Raw genomic sequence first — 21564 nt, forward strand, 5'->3', positions numbered from 1 at the left:
CATACGATTTTTGGGCTGTTTAGAGAGGAGAACTGATGTCTCAAGTAAAAGGCTTGTGTGTCATGGATGTTGATGGAACCTTAATCCTAGAAGAAGTGATTGATTTGTTGGGTAGAGAGGCAGGTTGTGAGGAGGAAATTTCGCAGATTACAAGTCAGGCAATGCGAGGAGAGATAGACTTTGAAAGCAGTTTAAGAAAAAGAGTGTCCTTGTTGGAAGGCCTTTCTATTTCGGTCTTTGATAAAGTCTTCAACTCTATTCATCTATCTCCAAATGCCCAAGAATTCATCTCAATTCTCCAAAAGAAAGGCATTTTAGTTGGTCTGGTGTCAGGTGGTTTTACGCAAATAGTTGAGAGATTAGCAAAATCCCTAGGTATTGCCTATTTCTCTGCTAATCAACTTGAAGTCAAAGATGGTCTTCTAACAGGAAAATTAGTTGGACAAATTATCAGTCCCCAGGTCAAAAAAGAGACTCTAGAACAATGGAGAGAGGAACTAAAACTTTCTAAAGATAGAACGATTGCAATCGGTGATGGGGCTAATGACTTATTAATGTTGAAGTCAGCAGGACTGGGAATTGCTTTTTGTGCCAAAGAGGTACTCAAAAAAGAAATACCACATCATGTTGACAAGAGGGATTTTTTAGAAGTTCTTCCTTTGATTAACTTTTTAGAATGAGGGAAAATATGAAGATTATAATTGCACCGGATTCGTTTAACGAAAGCTTGACAGCTCAACAGGTAGCTGAAGCAATAAAAAGAGGCTTCCAACAATCGATAGCAGATGTAGAATGTCTCCTCTGCCCTCTTGGTGATGGGGGAGAAGGGACAGTAGATGCCATTCGACATTCTCTCGACCTTGAAGAACAATGGTTCCAAGTGACAGGACCTTTTGGTCAAAAAGAAGCCATGCGCTATTTTCAAAAAGGAGAGCTAGCACTCTTTGAAGTTGCCGACTTGGTTGGCCTTGGAAAGATTACTCTAGAGAAACGAAATCCACTGCAAATCCAAACTTGTGGTATTGGAGAGTTGATTCGCCACCTCATCGATCAAGGGATTAAAGAAATCTATATTGGCGTTGGTGGCACGGCCAGTAATGACGGAGGAATTGGGATCGCTGCTGGTTTAGGTTATCAATTTTATGATAGGGATGGAAATGTCTTGCCTGCTTTTGGTCAATCCTTATTGAACTTAGCTTCTGTTTCAACAAAAAATCGCTATGAAATTCCTGAAGATGTTCACATTCGTATTTTAGCAGATGTCGTGAATCCCTTATGTGGTCCTCAAGGTGCGACCTACATTTTTGGCAAACAAAAAGGCCTAGATCCTACTATGTTTGCAGTCGTAGATCAGGCGATACAAGATTTTTATGAAAAAGTCTCACCTGCAACATTGGAAATTAAAGGAGCAGGAGCTGGTGGAGGCATTGCTGGCGGTTTGTGTGCCTTTGCTCAGGCAAATATCGTGTCTGGAATAGATACCTGCTTGGACCTAATCAATTTTGATAAGAAAGTTTTAGATGCTGACTTGGTTATTGTTGGAGAAGGAAGGCTAGATCGTCAAAGTTTAGCAGGTAAAGCGCCAATAGGTGTTGCAAAAAGAACCCCTGTCGGAGTTCCTGTTATTGCTATTTGTGGTAGTCTTGCAGAAGATTTACCTTCCCTACCATTTGAAAATATCCAAGCCGCCTTTTCAATTTTGGAGAAAAGTGAACCTCTAGAAGATAGTTTGAAAAATGCTAGTCTTTATCTAGAGCATACGGCTGTTAATATTGGACACTTATTAAATATGCGTAAGATTTAGCCAAACCATTTCTTCCAGATAGATGTTTTGTCTGATTCTTCCTTTTTAACTTCCCAAAGTTTTGCAAAAGCAAGTCGAAGGTCCTTTTCTTCTACTTGTACTGGTGCATTGCTATGGATAATCAGTCCGAAAGGAGAAGAAGTATGCTCTTCAGATACTATGGTGGCTTGACTATTAGTTTCTTTAGCTTCTTTTAAGTAGAAAACTTGCTTGTCAAATTCGATAGTTGGTGAAATCTTCACAAATAGTGGCTCAGCCTTTTCCTGAAAGTTTTCTAAAATAGATAAAAAGCCTTTTTCTAGCTGAGGGCTATTTGCTGTGTCAATATCTGCATATCCAAGAACTCTTTCCTCAAAAGTACCAAGATAGCGTCTTTGCTCATCTGGATTTAATTTTGTTCCACCATGAGCTTTTTCAAGTAATTGTTTTGATAAATCTGTCATAAAAATAGTATATCATAAAAATAAAAAGAAAACATATAAAAGAAAGCGGTTGCTTAATAAAGTTAAGGAAAATTTACACAAAGATAACGTTTTTTCTTGAAAAAGGAGGGTTTTTAAGGTATTATAGAGGTGTAAAAAATTTAACTCATAAGGAGAGTAAAAAATGTCAATTATTACTGATGTTTACGCTCGCGAAGTCCTAGACTCACGCGGTAACCCAACACTTGAAGTAGAAGTTTACACTGAATCAGGTGCTTTCGGACGTGGTATGGTTCCATCAGGAGCTTCTACTGGTGAACACGAAGCAGTTGAACTTCGCGACGGTGACAAATCTCGTTACCTTGGTCTTGGTACAACAAAAGCTGTTGACAACGTAAACAATATCATTGCTGAAGCAATCATCGGCTACGATGTACGTGATCAACAAGCTATCGACCGTGCTATGATTGCACTTGACGGTACTCCTAACAAAGGTAAATTGGGTGCTAACGCAATTCTTGGTGTGTCTATCGCTGTAGCTCGCGCTGCTGCTGACTATCTTGAAATCCCACTTTACAGCTACCTTGGTGGATTCAACACTAAAGTTCTTCCAACTCCAATGATGAACATCATCAACGGTGGTTCTCACTCAGATGCTCCAATCGCTTTCCAAGAATTCATGATCGTACCTGCTGGTGCACCAACATTCAAAGAAGCTCTTCGTTGGGGTGCTGAAATCTTCCACGCACTTAAGAAAATCCTTAAAGGTCGTGGTCTTGAAACAGCTGTAGGTGACGAAGGTGGATTCGCTCCTCGTTTCGAAGGAACTGAAGATGGAGTAGAAACTATCCTTGCTGCTATCGAAGCTGCTGGTTATGTTCCAGGTAAAGACGTATTTATCGGATTTGACTGTGCATCATCAGAATTCTACGATAAAGAACGTAAAGTTTACGACTACACTAAATTCGAAGGTGAAGGAGCTGCTGTTCGTACTTCTGCAGAACAAATCGACTACCTTGAAGAGTTGGTAAACAAATATCCAATCATCACTATCGAAGATGGTATGGACGAAAACGACTGGGATGGATGGAAAGCTCTTACTGAACGTCTTGGTGGTAAAGTTCAATTGGTTGGTGACGACTTCTTCGTAACAAACACTGCTTACCTTGAAAAAGGTATTGCTGAAGGCGCTGCTAACTCAATCCTTATTAAAGTTAACCAAATCGGTACTCTTACTGAAACATTTGATGCTATCGAAATGGCTAAAGAAGCTGGTTACACTGCCGTTGTATCACACCGTTCAGGTGAAACTGAAGATTCAACAATCGCTGACATCGCAGTTGCAACTAACGCAGGCCAAATCAAGACTGGTTCACTTTCACGTACAGACCGTATCGCTAAATACAACCAATTGCTTCGCATCGAAGACCAACTTGGTGAAGTAGCAGAATACCGTGGATTGAAATCATTCTACAACCTTAAGAAATAATCGTTGATTTAACAACGTTTCTAGCCCCTCGGAATTTATCCGAAGGGCTATTTTCTGTTCAGGGGGCAAAACTTTTAAAAAATCTTTTTCATAACTTTATCCAGTACATTGGATTGCTTCATCTTTCATGTTCTTTGTGACGTGGGTGTAGATGGAAGTAGTGACTTCAGAGTCGGAATGACCAACCTTGTCCGTGATTGTTTTTAAAGGAATTTTATTTTCTGATAAAATATTGGAGATCGCAGACAGAATGTTTTTATAGGTGTTCAATTTGATTTATTTTTTGTGTAATCCTCTTATTTTAAGATAAATACCAATGACAAATGATTTGCTTATCCGGTATATTACAAAGGAAGATAAGCTAGTAGTCACATAAATTTTAATTCAAATTCTTTAAAGCTATTTACTAGGTCAGATATTGCATGTGATTTGATCAAATAATACTGATAGTTTATTTACTCCATCTCTAATTTATTACATAATTTATTTTATGTATTTTATAAACTATCTAGAGCATTCTTTTGTTCATCATTGACGATATGGGTATAGAGGTCAGTGACTTGTGTACTGGCATGTCCTAGCTGGTGACTGACCAAAACTTGCGATTTAGTGGCATCATAGAGCCTAGTTGCTAGGGTATGTCGTAGTTTATGAGGTGTTACACGGACTTTGAAGTCCTCAGAGTACTTAGCAACCATTTTCTCAACGCTGGAAGCATCGATACGATTAGGAACACCTCTGTAGAGAGTCAAAAAAAGGGCTGTATCTGTTTTCTCCGTCTTATAGCGTTGATTCCGAATGGCCAGATAATTTTCTAAATAAGGTTTTGCAAAGGCAGCGACATTGACAGAGTCACGTTTGCCACCTTTTCGAGTGACATCGATAATCATCATTTTTAGGTTGAGATCCCTTAGATCTAGATTAACAGCTTCAGATAAGCGGACACCTGATGCCAAGAGAAGGGCAATAATGGCCAAATCACGTTCTTTATTTTTATTAAATGATGAAAGAGCGCGATTTGAGAGCTGTTGTGGGTACTCTTGGTCAATATAAGTCAGAAAGCCTTCTGTTTCATCACCCAGAAAGAGTTTTTGCTTGATGTTTTCAGCTCTGGCAGCAAGCGTTTCTTTCTTTTTTTTTGTTGAAACTTTCTTCATTACATTGCGATAGAAATAAGGTTCCCCCTGGTCGTTTTCGACTTCCTCGGTTAGATACTTATAAAGACTAGAAAGTGCTGACAAAGTCCGATTGATGGTTGTCTGAGAAACTCCTTGCTTGGTTGTATTAGCATTCAGCAAAGGACGTTCACGTAGGTAAAGGATAAAGGATTCCATGTCTTTCTTAGACATATTTTCCAAGACAGATAAAGGGATATCAGACATTTTATCAGCATTTGATATACCAGACTCCAAAACCCAGCTAAAAAATCGATCGTATTCCTTGAGGTATTCGTACAAGGTTGTAAAACTGTAGGGAACGGCAAGCTTAGATTGATAATATTCTAAAACATACCAGGGCATGATTTGTTTTAGTTTGTCGATTCGTTCCAGTAAAATCTCACGTTTCATGTATTTTCTCCATAAATAAGTCTACTAGTAGTATAGCATAGACTAATAGATTTTTCAAGAAAATTATAGTTTTTCGGAAAGATGTTATAGAAGTTTTTTTAAAGTGATAAAAAGAATTTGAAATAACTAAAAAATTTTTTCGACAAAAATTGTCTATAATGTACTTTATTCCTGAGAAACTAACACAAAGACTTGGTTCTTATGAAAAAAGAACCAAGTCTTTGTGTTTGATATGAATCTACTAGAAATTTTTCAAAGTCATTCTTATAATTCAATTTCTCTAAAAAATTTCAATTGCCATTTTTGTGTTGATTGAGCCGTTGTATTTAAATTTGCGCACCAAGGCGGATAAAATCGCATGGACATTTTTCCTTTGCTGTTTTTTGTCGAGAGAATTTTCTTACGAATAGCAACTTCGTTTGGAATAATAAATAGCCCCTTTTTATCATTATCGATGACAACGATAACAAGTTCAGTTCCCAAATCTTCATTGGTATAAGGAATATTCATGTTATTTTTGTCTTTTTTCCAAAAAACTGTAAAATATCCTTCTTTTTTCGGTGTTCTTTTTGCTAAGCGGCATCTTTTATATCCTTGCTCATCCTTTATTTTGATAAGAATACCTTCGTATTTTTCATTCCACTTTTCTTTAATGAATTCAAACTCACCATAAAACTCATATAGAACATCTAGTATTTTCATTATGATGTATGTCCTCCCTTATCAAAATCAACAAAATATTCTTGATACATTTATTACATAATAAAAATTATGTAAATACAGTTTATAACAGCAAATCTTTTACTTTCCCAATTTCACTTTTTGGAATCACTAGGTGAATCATATCACCCAGATACATTCTGGTTGAGCCGTTAACTGTTTGTCTCTTGCCGTTATGGACTTGGGTTGTAATAAGAATATTGTGTGGTAGGTTGAGTTCATGAACCTGTTTTCCAGCGATTTTGTCTGATACAGGAATTTCAATGAGGGTGACTTCTCCTTCATCTGTTGCTTCTTCAGGCAGCATTTTTTCAAGCATGGCCTCATAGACTGGCGTCCCCTTGAGCAGATCCATGATGATGTAAGCAACTAAGGTGACTAATCCAAGTGGCATGAGATTGCGAATATCTCCTACCATCTCAGTTACGAGTATCATAGCGGTTAAGGGGGCCTTAGATATTGCTCCAAAATAGCCACTCATTCCTAGAATGACAAATATAGGAAACTGCTCTTGACTGACAAGTCCAAGATTGACGCAAATAAGACCAACTAGGGCACCGAGTAAGGAACCAAGCGCTAAAATTGGTAGGAAAATTCCTCCTGGAAGGCCACTTCCATAACTAATCATGCTCCAAACAAAGCGGATCAAAAAGTAAGCTAATAGAACTTGGAAACTAAAATTTTGCTCAGTTAGGGAAAGGACAACCTGATTTCCACCACCAAGGATTTGTGGTAAGAAAATTCCGACTGGTATGATGAAAATGAAGGCTAGAATTGGATAATAAGCTCTATCCAAACGCATTTTTTGACCAAGCCAATCATAAACTCTGCCGACGTTTAATACAGCTTTCTCATAGAGAAATCCAGAAAGTCCTAGAAAAATTCCCATAACCAAGTAAATCCAATACTGATCTAAGGTCATGAGAGGGATATTATCTGGCATATCCAGTACGGGCGTTAGGCCAAATATGAGTAAAGAAACAAAGTTTGCTACGAGACTAGCTGCTAGAGTGGAAACCCAGAAAAAGCGCGAAAAATGATGATAGACTTCTTCTACAACAAAGAGGAGACCTGCTATTGGAGCGTTAAATGCTGCGGCTAATCCTGCGGCTGCACCACTAGCAATCAGGGAGCGTTCCTCTACCGGACTAGATTTTAGCCACTTGGCAATACCTTTTCCACCAACTGCTCCAAGTTGAATACTGGGTCCCTCACGCCCCAGCATGAGTCCACTGGCAATAGCAAGAATACCTAGCACATATTTTTTCCAGAGAACGCTCCACCAGTTGATATTCATCAATCCCTTTAATTCTGCTTCGACTTGAGGAATTCCTGAGCCTTTGATATCTTTTTCTGACCGAGTTAATTTCGCACTGAGCCAGCAGATGAGTATGTAAAATAAAACCAGTACAAAAAGATTGCGCACTAGGTGCGCTTGATCTTGATAAAATCCTTGTATCAGGTGGAATCCTTTTTCAATTAAGAAACGAAAGGATCCAACGATAATTCCAACAACGAGACCAACAAGGATTCCTCGTCCAACTTGGGATAATATAGTACTTGAGGCAAAGGCAAATTCTTTCTTGGAACTGAGTGTTTCTGACTGTTCCTCCATAATCATTCCTTCTAACTTAACTTTCTTTTTCTCTTGAAACCAGTGATTTTACTGGTTCAAAGCTGGTTCGATGAATTGTGGTAACTCCTAGTTTTTCAAGTCCTACCAGATGTTTAGCTGTTCCATATCCTGCATTAGCAGCAAAATCATAGCCAGGGAACTGCTGATCGTAGTCCTTCATCAATTCATCACGTGTCACCTTGGCTACTATGGAAGCTGCTGCGATCGAGAGAGAATTAGCATCGCCCTTGATGATGGAGGTTTGTGAAATTGGTAATTCCAACTTCATGGCATCTATCAAAAGGTGCTCAGGTTGAGGACTGAGTTGGGAGATTGCTTCCTTCATAGCCAGTTTGGTCGCTTCATAGATATTGACTTGGTCGATGACCTGATTATCCATGATACCAATCCCGATTGACAAGGCTTGGTCTTGAACTGCTTTGAAAATCTCCAGATGCTTCTTTTTAGGAATTTTCTTGCTATCGTTGAGACCTTTAATCTTACAATTTTGAGGTAAAATAACGGCTGCCGCGACTACAGGGCCAGCAAGAGGACCACGGCCGACCTCATCAACACCAGCAATTAAGGTCAATCCTTGCTTATAAAGTTCTTTTTCATAAGAAAGCATGGATTCCAAACGCAAATTTTCATCTAATTTAGCTTGAATGGCTTTTTTACGCTTGCTGATTTCCTTTTGAACTCCAGAGCGACCATCCTTTTCAAGTTCTAAAAAAATAGGGCTTTCTAAATCCTTGACTGTTGCAAGGAGTTCTTTTATTTCTTTAATCGTCGCCATCGAGGTCTTCCAATGTATCTAAGGTATAGTTACCGAGTTTACCATCACGGACTTCCTTCACGAAGAGACTGTAGAAACGGTCATAGTCGTCTCTGAAACCGAGGGCGCGGGTCATGTCCATAATAATAACAGGAGCTTCTTCTTCAATTTTCATTTGTTTGAAGCGTTCAGCCAGCTTTTCTGGATAATGTTCTTTGAAATAATTGATACCAAAAATGGTCACCTCATCCATAGGAAGCAACTGGTCTTTGATAGCTCCAGTCAAGGCTAGTTTAAGAGCGACAGTTTCGTCTTCGAACTTAGGCCAGAGAATCCCTGGTGTATCCAAGATTTCCAGGTCTTTATTGGTTTTGAGCCATTGTTGCCCCTTGGTCACACCTGGTTTGTTACCGACAACGGCAATCTTCTTACCAGCTAAGCGGTTCATGAGAGTTGATTTACCAGCGTTTGGAATACCGATAATCATGGTACGCAAGGTTTCAATCTTAATCCCACGTTCTTTCTGGCGAGCAATCTTATCAACCATGAGCTTTTTAGCTGCGTCTGTTACGACTTTTACAGTCACTTGTTCTTTAGAGTTGATAGCCAGAGTCTGAATTCCTTGTGATTCAAAATACTGACGCCATTCCTTGGTTATTGCTGGATCGGCCAAGTCTGCCTTGTTTAAAATCAAGAGTTTTGGTTTATCACCAACAATCTTGGTCAACATAGGATTTTGACTAGATAGAGGTAAGCGTGCATCCACCAAAATCGTCACAAAATCAACAAATTTTAAATTTTCCTGCACCTGTCGACGCGCTTTAGACATGTGACCAGGAAACCATTGAATAGTAGCCATTGAGTTTTTTTCCTTTCGTATCAAGGGTTTAGAGCCCCTATTTTATTTTACTATCGCTTGAACATAAAATGAATGATGTTCAAACAATTTTTGTTTTATAATACAGAAATCTACTTTATATTATATCATGACTTCTATAGCCCTTCAACCTCCCTGAATAGAAAAAAGCCATCAAATGATGACTTTTCATAGGGATCAAAAAACTTGTCCCCTTTATATTTTAAACAACGGATTTAAGAAACCGTCTGTGTTTTGTAACAACTTCTTGTAAACTTTCCACTTGAGACCTTCGGTATGCTTGAAACCACCTTCTTTCAAGTCTTTCTCAACAGCAGTGTTAAATAAGTCTTGGAGTTGAGCATAAGTTGAAATTTTAGAACCGTCTACTTCAATCTCAACAAAGCCTTTCTGTGCTTTCGCATACACTTCATGATACCAATGTTTCTTCCACTCTTCGAGGTTTTGGAATTGATTATTAGAAACTTTCTTGATAATGAAATCATCACCTAAAAGCCCTTTATTTTCTCTGTTGGCATCACCTTTTAACTTGTTAGAAACATAAGGGATAAAGCCATTTTCATAACCATAGTAACCCCACATACGGAAAGTATTGTGTTTAAAGGAAATAGAACCTACGGTGCTTCGACTCGTATTCCCGCCAAAGATACCTGCCATCATATTGACAGTTTGATAAGCACTATCAAAACCTTCCGTACGGAAGCGACCGTTATTTGGCATACCATGAAGAGTTACAAAGTTATTATCTACCAACTTGTCAATGCTATCAATTGGTAATTTCTTCTCTTCTTCCGTCAAGTCACGCAATTTGTCCCACTGGTGTGGTTCTCCAATTAAACGATTTCTATCCGCATTGGTGCGCCACTCTTTATCCATCTTCTTGAACCACTTAGAGTTATCAGATAACTTTTGATTAATAACAGCAGTAGCTTCTAAGTAATCCAACATCATCATAGACTCATTGTAGTTTTTCATATAACTATCAATCTTGTCTCGACTGTCTAACTTAGCTGGGTCATAGTTATAAAGTTGCTCTCCATCATTTTTACGCTCATAAGCCATATTGATACCGAGCGCACCATATTCACTATTTGGAGTAGACTTATCAGGAGTTTGTAACATACCTTGAGCGAAGGCTTCTAAATCAGTACCTTCACGGTGTCTATGACCTCCGTAGTAAACCATTCTATCGTTAACGTGAGTCGTTTCATGGGTAAAGGCTGAAATACCAAAGTCGTCTAACATTTTCGTAACCATGAAATATACTTGATCGTCTTTATACGGGTCGCCATAAATCTTAGCCATCGCCCCCATAGCGCCATTTACTTGATGCCAACGATCAGTCGGGCCGAATAGCTCACGAATAGGAGATACCACTGCACCACCTCGTCCATAACCTTGACGATTTGCATCGGGAATGCCGTCATACCACTGACTGTCCCACACAGGAGTCGGTACCATATTTTGACTCTTAAGGAGTTTATCACGTACACTCGGAAGAGCTAAACGAGACCAAAAGTCTAGGTATCTTTGTTGTGCTTTTGCTACTAAATTAATCTTAGGTTTTAAAGACTCTCTCGCTTCCTCTGTATTTTTACCATATCTCTCAAATGAACTATAAGCTAAAGTGTTATAGGTAGAAATCATAAATATATGAGCTTTCTTCAAATTGAGCAATGGTAAAATCATACGACCGTGAATATCATTATTTAAACCATCAAATACACGGTGACGCTTATCTTTAAAGACTTCTGTGCTTGTTTCAGGTTCTACTACATAAACGTTTTTCGCAGAATGAATAAACCAGTCATTCAAATCTTTATCTTCTGTAAATAAACGCATGTTATAGTCTAAGAAGCTACGTAAATCACCTTTACCAGTTGCACCAGCAATCACTTCTTTGTAAGCATCTTGTGTACGGTCACCTTTTAAGAAATGCTCTCTTGACCCAATTTGAATCAAACGATCTAATACACTTGGTGTCTTACCATAAAAGTCAGGTTTAAACATCATAATATCTTTGATACTCAAATCACCATATTTGATATCATAGTAACGATTAAGATAAGTCAGTCCCATCATAATTTTAGCTTTGTTATCTTCAACTTTCTTAAGTAAAGCACGCTCAACTACTTCCCCACCGTTTAACTGATGATCTTCATTTTCTAAAATCTGACTAACAAGTTTTTCTAAGTTTCCTTTTACTTCTTCAAAGCTTTCTTCGAAATACAAGCCTTTAATATACTCAGTTTTCTTATCTGGTGTGTTCTTCCAAGGTTTATCACGCTGATCCATCAAGCTACGAACTTCATCTGAAAGTAAGGTAACACTAGCTAACTTCTCTTTAATACCGCTTGCTAACTGGTTACGATTCTTCATAACCATATTTGGAGTATAGACAATGTTTTGACCTGCCACATCATACTCTTTTACTTGAGCTACTTTAGAGTCCGTTTTAGCAGTTACAGCTAACTCTTCTTTTGTACCATCAGCATAGTGAACCATAATCTTATCAATATCCGATAAATCAGTTACAAACTGCCCTGATTTCATACCCGTTACAGACAGAACGGTTTTCTTAACAAGATTGGACTCATCTGTTAGCTTATTCCCTTGGTTTACAATCCACTCTTTGTTATAAAATGGTTGCAATTTTTCCAAGTTTCGATAAGCTACTTCTCTTGTCTCTTTATAGTCCTGAATAGCTTTATAATCAGAATCTCTATCGATGATACGATTTAACTTGTTTACGACAGGATCTTGAATAGTAAAGGTGTTGGCTGTGATATTCATCTTAGCGATTTTAGCATCTGCTTCTTCTTGAGAGATACCAGTAATACGATTTGAATGTTTGTAGGAAGATAAACCACTTGCAACACCATTTACATAATTTACACGTTTGATATTATCTAATCCAAAATATTGGTCATTATCATTCAAGGCTGGTGAACCATAGACAATTTCACCATTATTTACTTTAAGCATTGTTACGACATCTTCAATGACACCCCAGTTAAAGTTGTTATGAATTACACCTCCACTTTCGCCATGCTGAATCAAATTCATAGTACCTTTTATTACAGCATTTCGGAGAAATCCTTTTTTACCTACTGTCATCGAGTCAATACCATGATCTAGTTTACCAATTAAACCACCATATTTAGATTTATTGGCACTAATCTTAGCATCAACGTAAGCTTTATCAACGTTACTTATCCAACTTTCGCTGACAAGTCCACCAGACCACCAGCCTTTATCTCCAAGACTGTTAATCTTGCCAATAAAAGCTACATTGCGCATATTAGCTTCGTCTAACTTATTGACAGCACCGGTTACATCGTTATTTCCTGTTACTGAACCTACTACTTTGATATTCTCAAGTGTAGACTTCTTAAACATATTACCAATAGGTGCAACTTTATCAGCCCAAGGCATGTTTATATTTACATTACCTAAGTTAAAGTTTTTGAGTGTAGCACCTTCAGCCTCATTAAACAAAGGTCTTTCTAAGTTATGAATCGTGTACTGATGATTCTCTACACTTGATAAAGTACCTCTAAACTTAGCCATAACATAAGCTTTACCTGCTGGCTTAACGTTAACTGCATTCAAATCTGCACCAAGTTTAAACTCACCAGTAGGATTTGCTTGCATGTCTTTTGCTAAATCATGGAAGTTGTAATAAACCTTATCCTCGGTAGCCCTCGGTTTTTCAAGATAATAAGTGTAAGTGTCTCTTAACTTACCGTCTTTATCACGTTGAACTAAGTCAGGTGCTTTTGCCGTTATCTTGTAAAGCTGCTTACCTTCCTCAATGACCTCTTCAATCTTATCAATTGCTAAACGAGTCACTTTGTTTTCTCTGGAGGTTACTTTTAAGTAATAGTTGTTAACATTACTTGGAAGAGAGGTTAAATGATTACTATCGCTTTCGACACCGCTTTCGTTTACTTGTACGAGACTGGTATTTGCAATATCTTTCAACTCAACTTTCTTTAAATCTAAGCGTAAAGGTTTATCTTCCAAAGTCGATACTTCTGCACCCTTACCTACATCATAAGTCATAGTGGTTGAAATCGTATAATCTTTGTAATAGTCTAAGTTCTCTAATACTTGAGATAAGTTATCGGTTTTTAAATCAAGCGTTTTTACAATTTTTCCACCTTCTTTGATAGTCGCTACAATGCGTGTAATTGTAGCATTGTCTTGATTTTCTAGATTGTAGTTAATTGTAGCAGACTTAGCTAAAACATCCTTAGATACAGTGGTCAGAGTCAAAACAGGAGCCGTTTTTTCTTTGGGCTTTTCTTTGGTACCTTTTACAAGAATTTCAGGCTTCATTTCTTTCAAAATAGTTACTGTTTCAACTGGGTCACTGATTTTTTTGCCATGTAACTCTTCATAGCTAGTAACAATTTGACGTTCGCCATCCTCACCAACTTGTTTAATAGAATCATCACCTATAAATTTGCTAGAATCAGATTCTTCTGTGATAGTTTTAGGAATAGTCTCTGTACGAATATCAGTATGTAAAGCAGGAAGCTCTTCTCTCTCTGGAGCAACGTCAGGAACTGTAGCTAGTGGATCGGTATACTCTGAGATTTCAATAACCGGCGGATCAATTAAGTTTCCTGTTTCATCTACTCGTGTTGTACCTACAGATTCCGTGTATTCTGACTTCTCGGACTTGGGTGCTTCTTCTGGAACTGTGCCTACCGGTTCAGTGTATGCTGGTTTTTCATGAACTTCTGGTTCCCCTTTGTCAGTCACAACTGCTTCGGGTAAGGCTGGCTGAACTTCTGGTTCCCCTTTGTCAGTCACAACTGCTTCTGGTAAGGCTGGTTGAACCTCAGGTTCCCCTTTGTCAGTCACAACTGCTTCGGGTAAGGTCGGTTGAACTTCAGGTTCTCCTTTTTCAGTCACAACAGCTTCGGGTAATGTCGGTTGAACTTCAGGTTCTCCTTTTTCAGTCACAACTGCTTCGGGTAAGGTCGGTTGAACTTCTGGTTCCCCTTTGTCAGTCACAACTGCTTCTGGTAAGGCTGGTTGAACCTCAGGTTCCCCTTTGTCAGTCACAACAGCTTCGGGTAAGGTCGGTTGAACTTCAGGTTCTCCTTTTTCAGTCACAACTGCTTCGGGTAATGTCGGTTGAACTTCAGGTTCTCCTTTTTCAGTCACAACTGCTTCGGGTAAGGTCGGTTGAACTTCAGGTTCTCCTTTTTCAGTCACAACTGCTTCGGGTAATGTCGGTTGAACTTCAGGTTCTCCTTTTTCAGTCACAACAGCTTCGGGTAATGTCGGTTGAACTTCAGGTTCTCCTTTTTCAGTCACAACAGCTTCGGGTAAGGCTGGTTGAACCTCAGGTTCTACCAGATTACCACCAACTGGTGCTGTATATTCTGGTTTCTCTGCTTTAGGTGCTTCATCAGGTACTGTGCCCACTGGTTTAGTGTATTCTGGTTTCTCTGCTTTAGGCGCTTCGTCAGGCACTGTACCCACAGGTTGAGTGTATTCTGGTTTCTCAGCCTTAGGCGCTTCGTCAGGCACTGTACCCACTGGTTGAGTGTACTCTGGTTTCTCAGCTTTAGGCGCTTCGTCAGGCACTGTGCCTATCGGTTCAGTATATTCTGGTTTTTCATGAACTTCAGGCTCAACCAGATTACCACCAACTAGTGCTGTATGTTCTGGTTTCTCTACCTTAGGAGCCTCATCTGGAACTGTACCTACTGGAGCAGTGTACTCTGGTTTTTCATGAACTTCGGGCTCAACCAGATTACCACCAACTGGTGCTGTATGTTCTGGTTTTTCTGCTTTAGGCGCTTCATTAGGGATACTTTGAATTTCAGATACTGGAACATTTTTTGTCCCCTCATTCTTATGTTGAATTTCTGAAATTGCATCATCATCAAGCGGTAAGTATCCAATATAACGATATCCAGCAATTTGAACTACTCCTTCATGACTTGGAGCTTTCAAAGGATTGCTTATATCGAGAGCTTGCATACTAGAAAGACTAATCAGTCCGATAGTAGTAACTAAGAACAAACTACTAACTTTTTTCTTTTTATGAACCAAAAGGACTAAACTACCAACAGCTAATAGACCTAAAGCTGTAAGCACAGAAGTCGATGAACCTGTCGCAGGAAGAGTTTCCTGCTGATAAATAAGAGCATAAGTTACCTCATTATCAGTAGGAATTCCTGCTTGAATCTTGCTTTGTTCTTCCTTTGTAAGAGCGCTTTTTTCAATGTAATGATAGGTAGAAGCATGAATGACTGACGGTGCGACCAAGATACTTCCGAGTAAAACTGAACCAACAATCCCACAGATTTTTCGGATTGAAAACCGTTCTTTTTTAAATAATGACAAGCGTAATCACCTTCTTTAATTTTATTTCCTAATAGTAAACACTATTTTTTATTTTCAAAAATTGAACTTCTAAAATCATCAGTTTGATTTAGATAGGCCTTAAACACTGCTCTCTTTAACTTATGAACTGCACTATCATATTCTGGATTATAGTTGTCCCAAGAATAACGATTCTCATCTGCATCCTTACGGACAGCTTCGTCCATTAATCGTTGCAGTTCTTCTACACTATGAATCGTCTTTCTTGCAAAACTTGCCCAAGATTTGGTTGGATCGTTGAAGGTCACCTTTTTCAAGTTTCCAAACTGACCCACCCGTTCTTGGTACATAGCTGTCTTAAATTCTGCCCAAGTTTTATACTTACCTTCAAATACCTTTTCCAAAACAAGATCATCTGTCACCAATCCTCGTTCTTTACCATAAAGATTGATAGTTTTCCCTTGTTGTTTAGCAATTTCCTCGTATTGGTTTGAGATATAAGGTACCATTCCATCCTTAAAACCTTTGGCAGCCAAAAGTTCATAAGCTATCCTACGTCCCATCAAATCACCCGGAGTTCCCTTACTGCTCAGAGCCGAATAGATTGGGGCAAAGAGTTTAATCGTATAGTAACCATTTCTTTCATATTCCCCAGACTTATATTCACGAGCTGACAAGATATTATTTTTAATTAAACTATCAAAGGTAGTCAATTTTTTGGCATCTTCTTCTGTCAGATTTTGTACAACGTTAGTAGCGTAAATCTCATTTCCATCTGCAGGATCTTTCACGTATTTATTCTCGATTTTTCTCAGAGCCGTCATTTTCTGATAAGCATCTAACTGTTTCACAATAGATTGCCCTTCGAGATATTCCAACATGTAAACGACATCAAACATATTGTGGACGTAGTTCTGAAGATCTGCTGCGTCATTAAATCTTGTAGTTGGATCAAGTACTTGCAATCGCTGGCCTTCTGTACTATCTGATGTTTTATGTTTCAAGATAGAGTTGATGGTAATGGTTGCATCACTTGGTTGATCAGGAGCTTGCAATAAGCCTTTTGCGAAGAACTCCGGTCCTAAGCCACTTCTTCGACCATAGCCACCAAGGTAAATATCCTGATCTGAATCATGTGTCATCTCATGGGTATAGGTGATAGCTCCATCCTTATCTAACATACGATAGGACATATAGTAAACGCCATCTCCAGTTGCATAAGCACCATGGTGATTGTGAACTACTTTATTCCCCACTGGACCAAAGAAATTCTTCATCGCCGGATTAGTACTATCAAACTGAGCCTCAACTGTAGCTTTTCCAGATGTTGTATCATCTCCAAACTTATAGGCATCATAAAGTAAAATTGTACGATAGAGCTTTTCACGTCCTTCTTTATCTAAAATACGATACCAATAATCATAGTGATCTCGCTGACGTTTGGCTGTTTCACGTGCATTATCTTCAACAAACTTATTGAGTTCATCTCCAGCCTTATAATCGCTGTTGCGGTAGCGATCGTAAGCGCCAAATCCTAGGCTAGACAAGGTTGAGATGACAAATACAGATCTTTCTGGCAAGGTGAGGAGAGGCAAGACCATATTGCGGTATTTCCAAGTACTACTAGTAATTCTGTCATAAACACCGATAGAATACTTAGTCCCTGCTTGCTCTTGCTTGGCTTTGACCTCTGCAATAGTGGATTTTTCTTCGACAATGAAAGCTTTGGTCTGTTTTTTAAACCAGTCATTATTGCTAGTGTTTGGTAAAAAGACTTTTCGGTAATTTTCTAGCGTGCTAAACAAATCTGTCGTTCCATGATGGCTGGAAAGACTGATAGCATAAGTATCGACATTGTTTTTAGCAAGAAGATTGTTAAAGCCAGATTTACCTAACTCAATCAGAGTATCTAATGGTGAAGTATTTCCTTTACCAAAGAAGTCTGGACGATACATCACCAGGTCTTTGACATTCACTTGACCATAGCTAAAGTTATACCAACGTTCTAAATAAGTTAAACCGAGTAGCAAGGCTTCCTTATTGTTCTTGATTTTATCTACAAGATAGCCTCTGGTAACTGGGGTGTCACCAGCAAGTCCAGCATCTGCTGATAAAAGTTTTTTCAAACTGTTTGCCAAATCTTGTTTTGTTTTGACGAACTGGTCTTCCAGATAGAGCTCAGTTTGCTTGACATCTGGAGAAATTCCGAGTGTCTTTCTGATGGCATCCGACTTATAGTCAACCTTTTGTAAGTCAGGTAAGACTTGCTTAATGATAGAGTCTTGGTCATACAAGAATTGATTTGGAGTGTAGAGGAGTCCTGTATCCCCTAAGCTATATTCTGCTAGCTTGGCAAAATCAGTCTGGTACTTGAGATCGAGCTTCTCAGATGAATGGTCCTGATAGTGAAGCAAGAGCTTATTTGCAGTCTGTTTGTTGGAAACAATATCTGTGATTACTTGGTCATCCTTCATCATAACTGCGGACAAGAGTTCTTTTTGATATAAGAGACTGTTCTCCTTGACCAGATTTCCGTATTTCACGATGGTCGACTTGTTATAGAAAGGTAACAATTTTTCAATGTTCTTATAAACCAAAGCACGCTTAGCTTGATAATGCTTCACCTTAGAAAAATCACTTTCTTTACTACCACTTGTTGAAAGGGGCTCCACTGTTGGAGGAGTGAGAGGATTGATTTCTGCTTTTTTATTCGTCACTTCAGAAGCATCTAGCATTGTTCCTCTTTCTTCAAAGGATTCTTTGCTGACGACTTCATCCCTAACCAAGGTGACATTGTATACTCTGTTCGCCTTGCTGCTGAATGTGTCCTTCACCTTCATTCCATTGTAGTGGTAACCGGTAATGGCATTCCCGTTGGTTACATTGACATCACTTAGTACATTGGTCAATCTTCCTGCATGCTGTTCCTCATTCGTCTTTCGATCCCACAAATATCCAGCCACACCCGCAACTCTACCAAAGTGCTTGACATTGTTGATATCACCTTCAGCATAGCTATCCTGTATATGCGCATCTTGGTCTACTAGACCTGCTAGCCCACCAACAGTCTGATCTGAACTATTGGTGTTGGATGAAATGGCTACTGTCGCTTTTGACTTAGTCAGTGAAGATTTGCTTCCTGTCAAATGACCGATCAGACCACCGATATTATAGGCAGCAGTTGTTTCATAGGTATTGACAATTCTTCCCTTGAAACTGCTCTCTGCGATGCTTGATTGGTCTGCCTTAGCAAGCAATCCACCGATACCACGTTCTCCAGCCAGAACACCATCGACATGAACTTGTTTAATCTTTGTGTTATTCTGAGCTTCATTTGCCAGTGAACCAATATCATTTTTCCCTGAAATAGCAACATTTTTTAGACTTAGTTTTTCTACTGTAGCACCACTCAAGTTTTCAAACAGAGGTTTTTTCAAATTATAGATAGCATACTTCTTACCATCTTTTTCTCCAATCAAATGACCAGTAAAGGTTCCCTTGATATAGGATTTATCATCAGGACCAAGCTCCACTTCGTTAGCATTCAGGCTAGCTGCTAAATGATAGGTTCCAGAGAGATTTTGGTTTATAGCTTTGACCAGATTACTAAAGGAAGTAAAGTTTGTATTTTCCTCTTTAGACTTCTTATCGAGGTAGAAGGTGAAATGGTCGACATATTTATTGTTCTGCTCTTGCTGGAGTTTCTCAGCCTTAGCTGTAATTTTATAAACTGGCTGACCATTTCTTTCCTCTTCAGTAATTGAAGCGACTGGTAGATAGACATCTTTAAATGCCGAAGATTTTACCTTGACAAAGTAATTATCCGTATTCTTTGGAATTCCATCCAATGAGATATGTTGTTTATAATTCCCATTCGTCTGGCTGTACAACTCAATATCCGAAACATTTCTTAATTCGAGTGTTTTTTCTGGATCTGTTTCTTTCGGCTTCTCAATCGGAGTTTCAGGTTTTAATTGCTCAATATTCCCCTTATATTCAGGAAGTGGATCTACCTGTTCCGGCTCACCTTTGTCAGTTACAACCGCTTCTGGTAACGCTGGGTGAATCTCTGGTTCGCCTTTGTCGGTTACTACAGCCTCTGGTAAGACGGGTTGGACTGCAGGTTCACCTTTGTCAGTTACTACAGCTTCGGGAAACTCTGGTTGAACTGCAGGCTCCCCTTTGTCGGTTACAACTGCTTCTGGTAACTCTGGCTGAACTGCAGGTTCACCTTTATCGGTTACAACAGCTTCTGGCAACTCTGGTTGAACTGCAGGCTCCCCTTTGTCGGTTACAACTGCTTCTGGTAATTCAGGTTGAACTTCCGACTCACCTTTGGCGCTTACAACTGCTTCTGGTAACGCAGGTTGGACTGCAGGCTCGCCTTTGTCACTTACTACAGCTTCTGGTAAGGCAGATTGGGTTGCAGGTTCCCCTTTATCGGTTATAACAGCTTCTGGCAACTCTGCTTGAACTGCAGGCTCCCCTTTGTCGGTTACAACTGCTTCTGGTAACTTTGGCTGAACTGCAGGTTCACCTTTGTCACTTACTACAGCCTCTGGTAAGACGGGTTGGACTGCAGGTTCACCTTTGTCAGTTACAACAGCTTCTGGCAACTCTGGTTGAACTGCAGGCTCCCCTTTGTCGGTTACAACTGCTTCTGGTAATTCAGGTTGAACTTCCGACTCACCTTTGGCGCTTACAACTGCTTCTGGTAACGCAGGTTGGACTGCAGGCTCGCCTTTGTCACTTACTACAGCTTCTGGTAAGGCAGATTGGGTTGCAGGTTCCCCTTTATCGGTTATAACAGCTTCTGGCAACTCTGCTTGAACTGCAGGCTCCCCTTTGTCGGTTACAACTGCTTCTGGTAACTTTGGCTGAACTGCAGGTTCACCTTTGTCACTTACTACAGCCTCTGGTAAGACGGGTTGGACTGCAGGTTCACCTTTGTCAGTTACTACAGCTTCGGGAAACTCTGGTTGAACTGCAGGCTCCCCTTTGTCGGTTACAACTGCTTCTGGTAAGGCAGATTGGGTTGCAGGTTCGCCTTTTGCGCTTACAACGGCAGAATTTGAAGATTGTTTCTCTTCTTTTCTTGGATTGGTTAATTCTGCAGAGAGAGTTTTTTCAACTACTTGAACTTCTGTCGGCTTAGTTGAAGAAACAGATGTTTGTTCCTGCATAGCTTGTACTGTTGATGGATTCTCGACAAAATTCGGTGTAACACTATAATCCACCTTTTGTTGATTTTTAGGAGTAGCTACTGATTTCTCTTGATTACTTACTTTAGATTCAGAAGTTATGTTTCCCTCTTTGATATATCCAACATATCTGTAACCTGAAATATCTTTAGGAAGAGGTAATTTTTCTCCTGAGATTAATTCATAGTCAGTATTGTAATTCAGTAAGAGATTATTTTCTAAAGCATGAGCTGAAACTAAGACACCATTTCCTATTCCTGCAACCAATACTAAATGTAATACTGTTTTATTCTTAACTTTTTTCTTAGAAACGGCAAAAATTAAAATTCCCAGAGCTGCTAAGCTAGCACCAGCAACTAAGGCTTGCATCTCATTCTTGCTTCCAGTATTTGGCAATTCCCCCAATTGATTCTGGGAATTTAATTTATAAACAAGATAATAAGTCTCATCATCATTCTCCACGTATGTCGGAATATCATAGACAAGCTGCTTCTTTTCTTCTGATGATAGTTCTGACTCTGTCACATATTTATAGTGAACACCTTTAGTCTCTTGAGCTTCTACAGCTGAACTAGCTAATACAGACACAAAAAATAAACTTGAAATCGTTGCAGATACAAGTCCTACTGATAATTTTCTAAATGAAAAACGCTGCTGTTTTTCACCAAAATACTTTTCCATTATTCCTCCTTGAAATAAAATTTAAAAATATGTAAGGCAAACTTTATTATATTAGCTTGTTATC

11 protein-coding genes and 1 pseudogene are annotated in these 21564 nt (G+C 39.0%); 3 read left to right on the forward strand and 9 right to left on the reverse strand.

The features are described from left to right. The first annotated feature begins 35 nt into the window (after positions 1–35). Together serB and FJR73_RS00490 are read left to right on the forward strand one after the other, a co-directional pair. Positions 36–680, forward strand: a complete 645-nt coding sequence (gene serB / locus FJR73_RS00485) for a phosphoserine phosphatase SerB (protein ID WP_140832659.1) — start codon at positions 36–38, stop codon at positions 678–680. An 8-nt stretch (positions 681–688) separates the two neighbouring features. Continuing rightward, complete coding sequence (locus FJR73_RS00490) at positions 689–1804, forward strand: glycerate kinase (RefSeq protein ID WP_140832661.1); 1116 nt, start codon at positions 689–691, stop codon at positions 1802–1804. Here the strand turns inward: FJR73_RS00490 and FJR73_RS00495 are convergent. After that, positions 1801–2247, reverse strand: a complete 447-nt coding sequence (locus tag FJR73_RS00495; protein WP_140832663.1) for a DUF1694 domain-containing protein — start codon at positions 2245–2247, stop codon at positions 1801–1803. The genes FJR73_RS00490 and FJR73_RS00495 overlap by 4 nt on opposite strands. Before the next feature lie 163 nt (positions 2248–2410). Between FJR73_RS00495 and eno the strand changes: the two genes are divergently transcribed. Next, complete coding sequence (gene eno, locus FJR73_RS00500; protein ID WP_000022834.1) at positions 2411–3715, forward strand: surface-displayed alpha-enolase; 1305 nt, start codon at positions 2411–2413, stop codon at positions 3713–3715. 74 nt (positions 3716–3789) lie between these two features. Here eno and FJR73_RS00505 read toward each other — a convergent pair. The 8 genes and pseudogenes from FJR73_RS00505 to FJR73_RS00545 all read right to left on the reverse strand — a co-directional run. Next, positions 3790–3949 (reverse strand): annotated as a pseudogene (locus tag FJR73_RS00505) (integrase); the annotation flags it as partial. A 263-nt stretch (positions 3950–4212) separates the two neighbouring features. After that, entirely contained in the window at positions 4213–5283 is a 1071-nt protein-coding gene (gene xerS, locus FJR73_RS00510; protein ID WP_140832665.1) for a tyrosine recombinase XerS, read from the reverse strand. Between the two features lie 264 nt (positions 5284–5547). Further along, complete coding sequence (locus tag FJR73_RS00515) at positions 5548–5985, reverse strand: MepB family protein (protein ID WP_140832667.1); 438 nt, start codon at positions 5983–5985, stop codon at positions 5548–5550. Between the two features lie 82 nt (positions 5986–6067). Beyond that, the gene (locus FJR73_RS00520) at positions 6068–7618 is read right to left on the reverse strand and encodes a ClC family H(+)/Cl(-) exchange transporter (protein ID WP_140832669.1); all 1551 of its coding nucleotides are present in this window, start codon (positions 7616–7618) and stop codon (positions 6068–6070) included. Positions 7619–7634: 16 nt separating this feature from the next. Beyond that, entirely contained in the window at positions 7635–8414 is a 780-nt protein-coding gene (locus FJR73_RS00525; protein WP_140832671.1) for a ribonuclease HII, read from the reverse strand. Next, positions 8401–9252: a ribosome biogenesis GTPase YlqF gene (gene ylqF / locus FJR73_RS00530; protein WP_049540156.1), complete on the reverse strand. Its 852-nt coding sequence runs from the start codon at positions 9250–9252 to the stop codon at positions 8401–8403. Before ylqF ends, FJR73_RS00525 begins: the two co-directional genes overlap by 14 nt. Positions 9253–9465: 213 nt before the next feature. Beyond that, positions 9466–15639, reverse strand: coding sequence for an SIALI-17 repeat-containing surface protein (locus FJR73_RS00540; protein WP_140832673.1), 6174 nt, complete (start codon positions 15637–15639; stop codon positions 9466–9468). Positions 15640–15680: 41 nt separating this feature from the next. Beyond that, a complete protein-coding gene (locus tag FJR73_RS00545) occupies positions 15681–21500 on the reverse strand; it encodes a ZmpA/ZmpB/ZmpC family metallo-endopeptidase (RefSeq protein ID WP_140832674.1) in 5820 nt (1939 codons plus the stop codon). Positions 21501–21564: the final 64 nt, after the last annotated feature.

The organism is Streptococcus sp. D2, assembly GCF_006385825.1.
GTDB classification, from domain to species: Bacteria; Bacillota; Bacilli; order Lactobacillales; family Streptococcaceae; genus Streptococcus; species Streptococcus shenyangsis.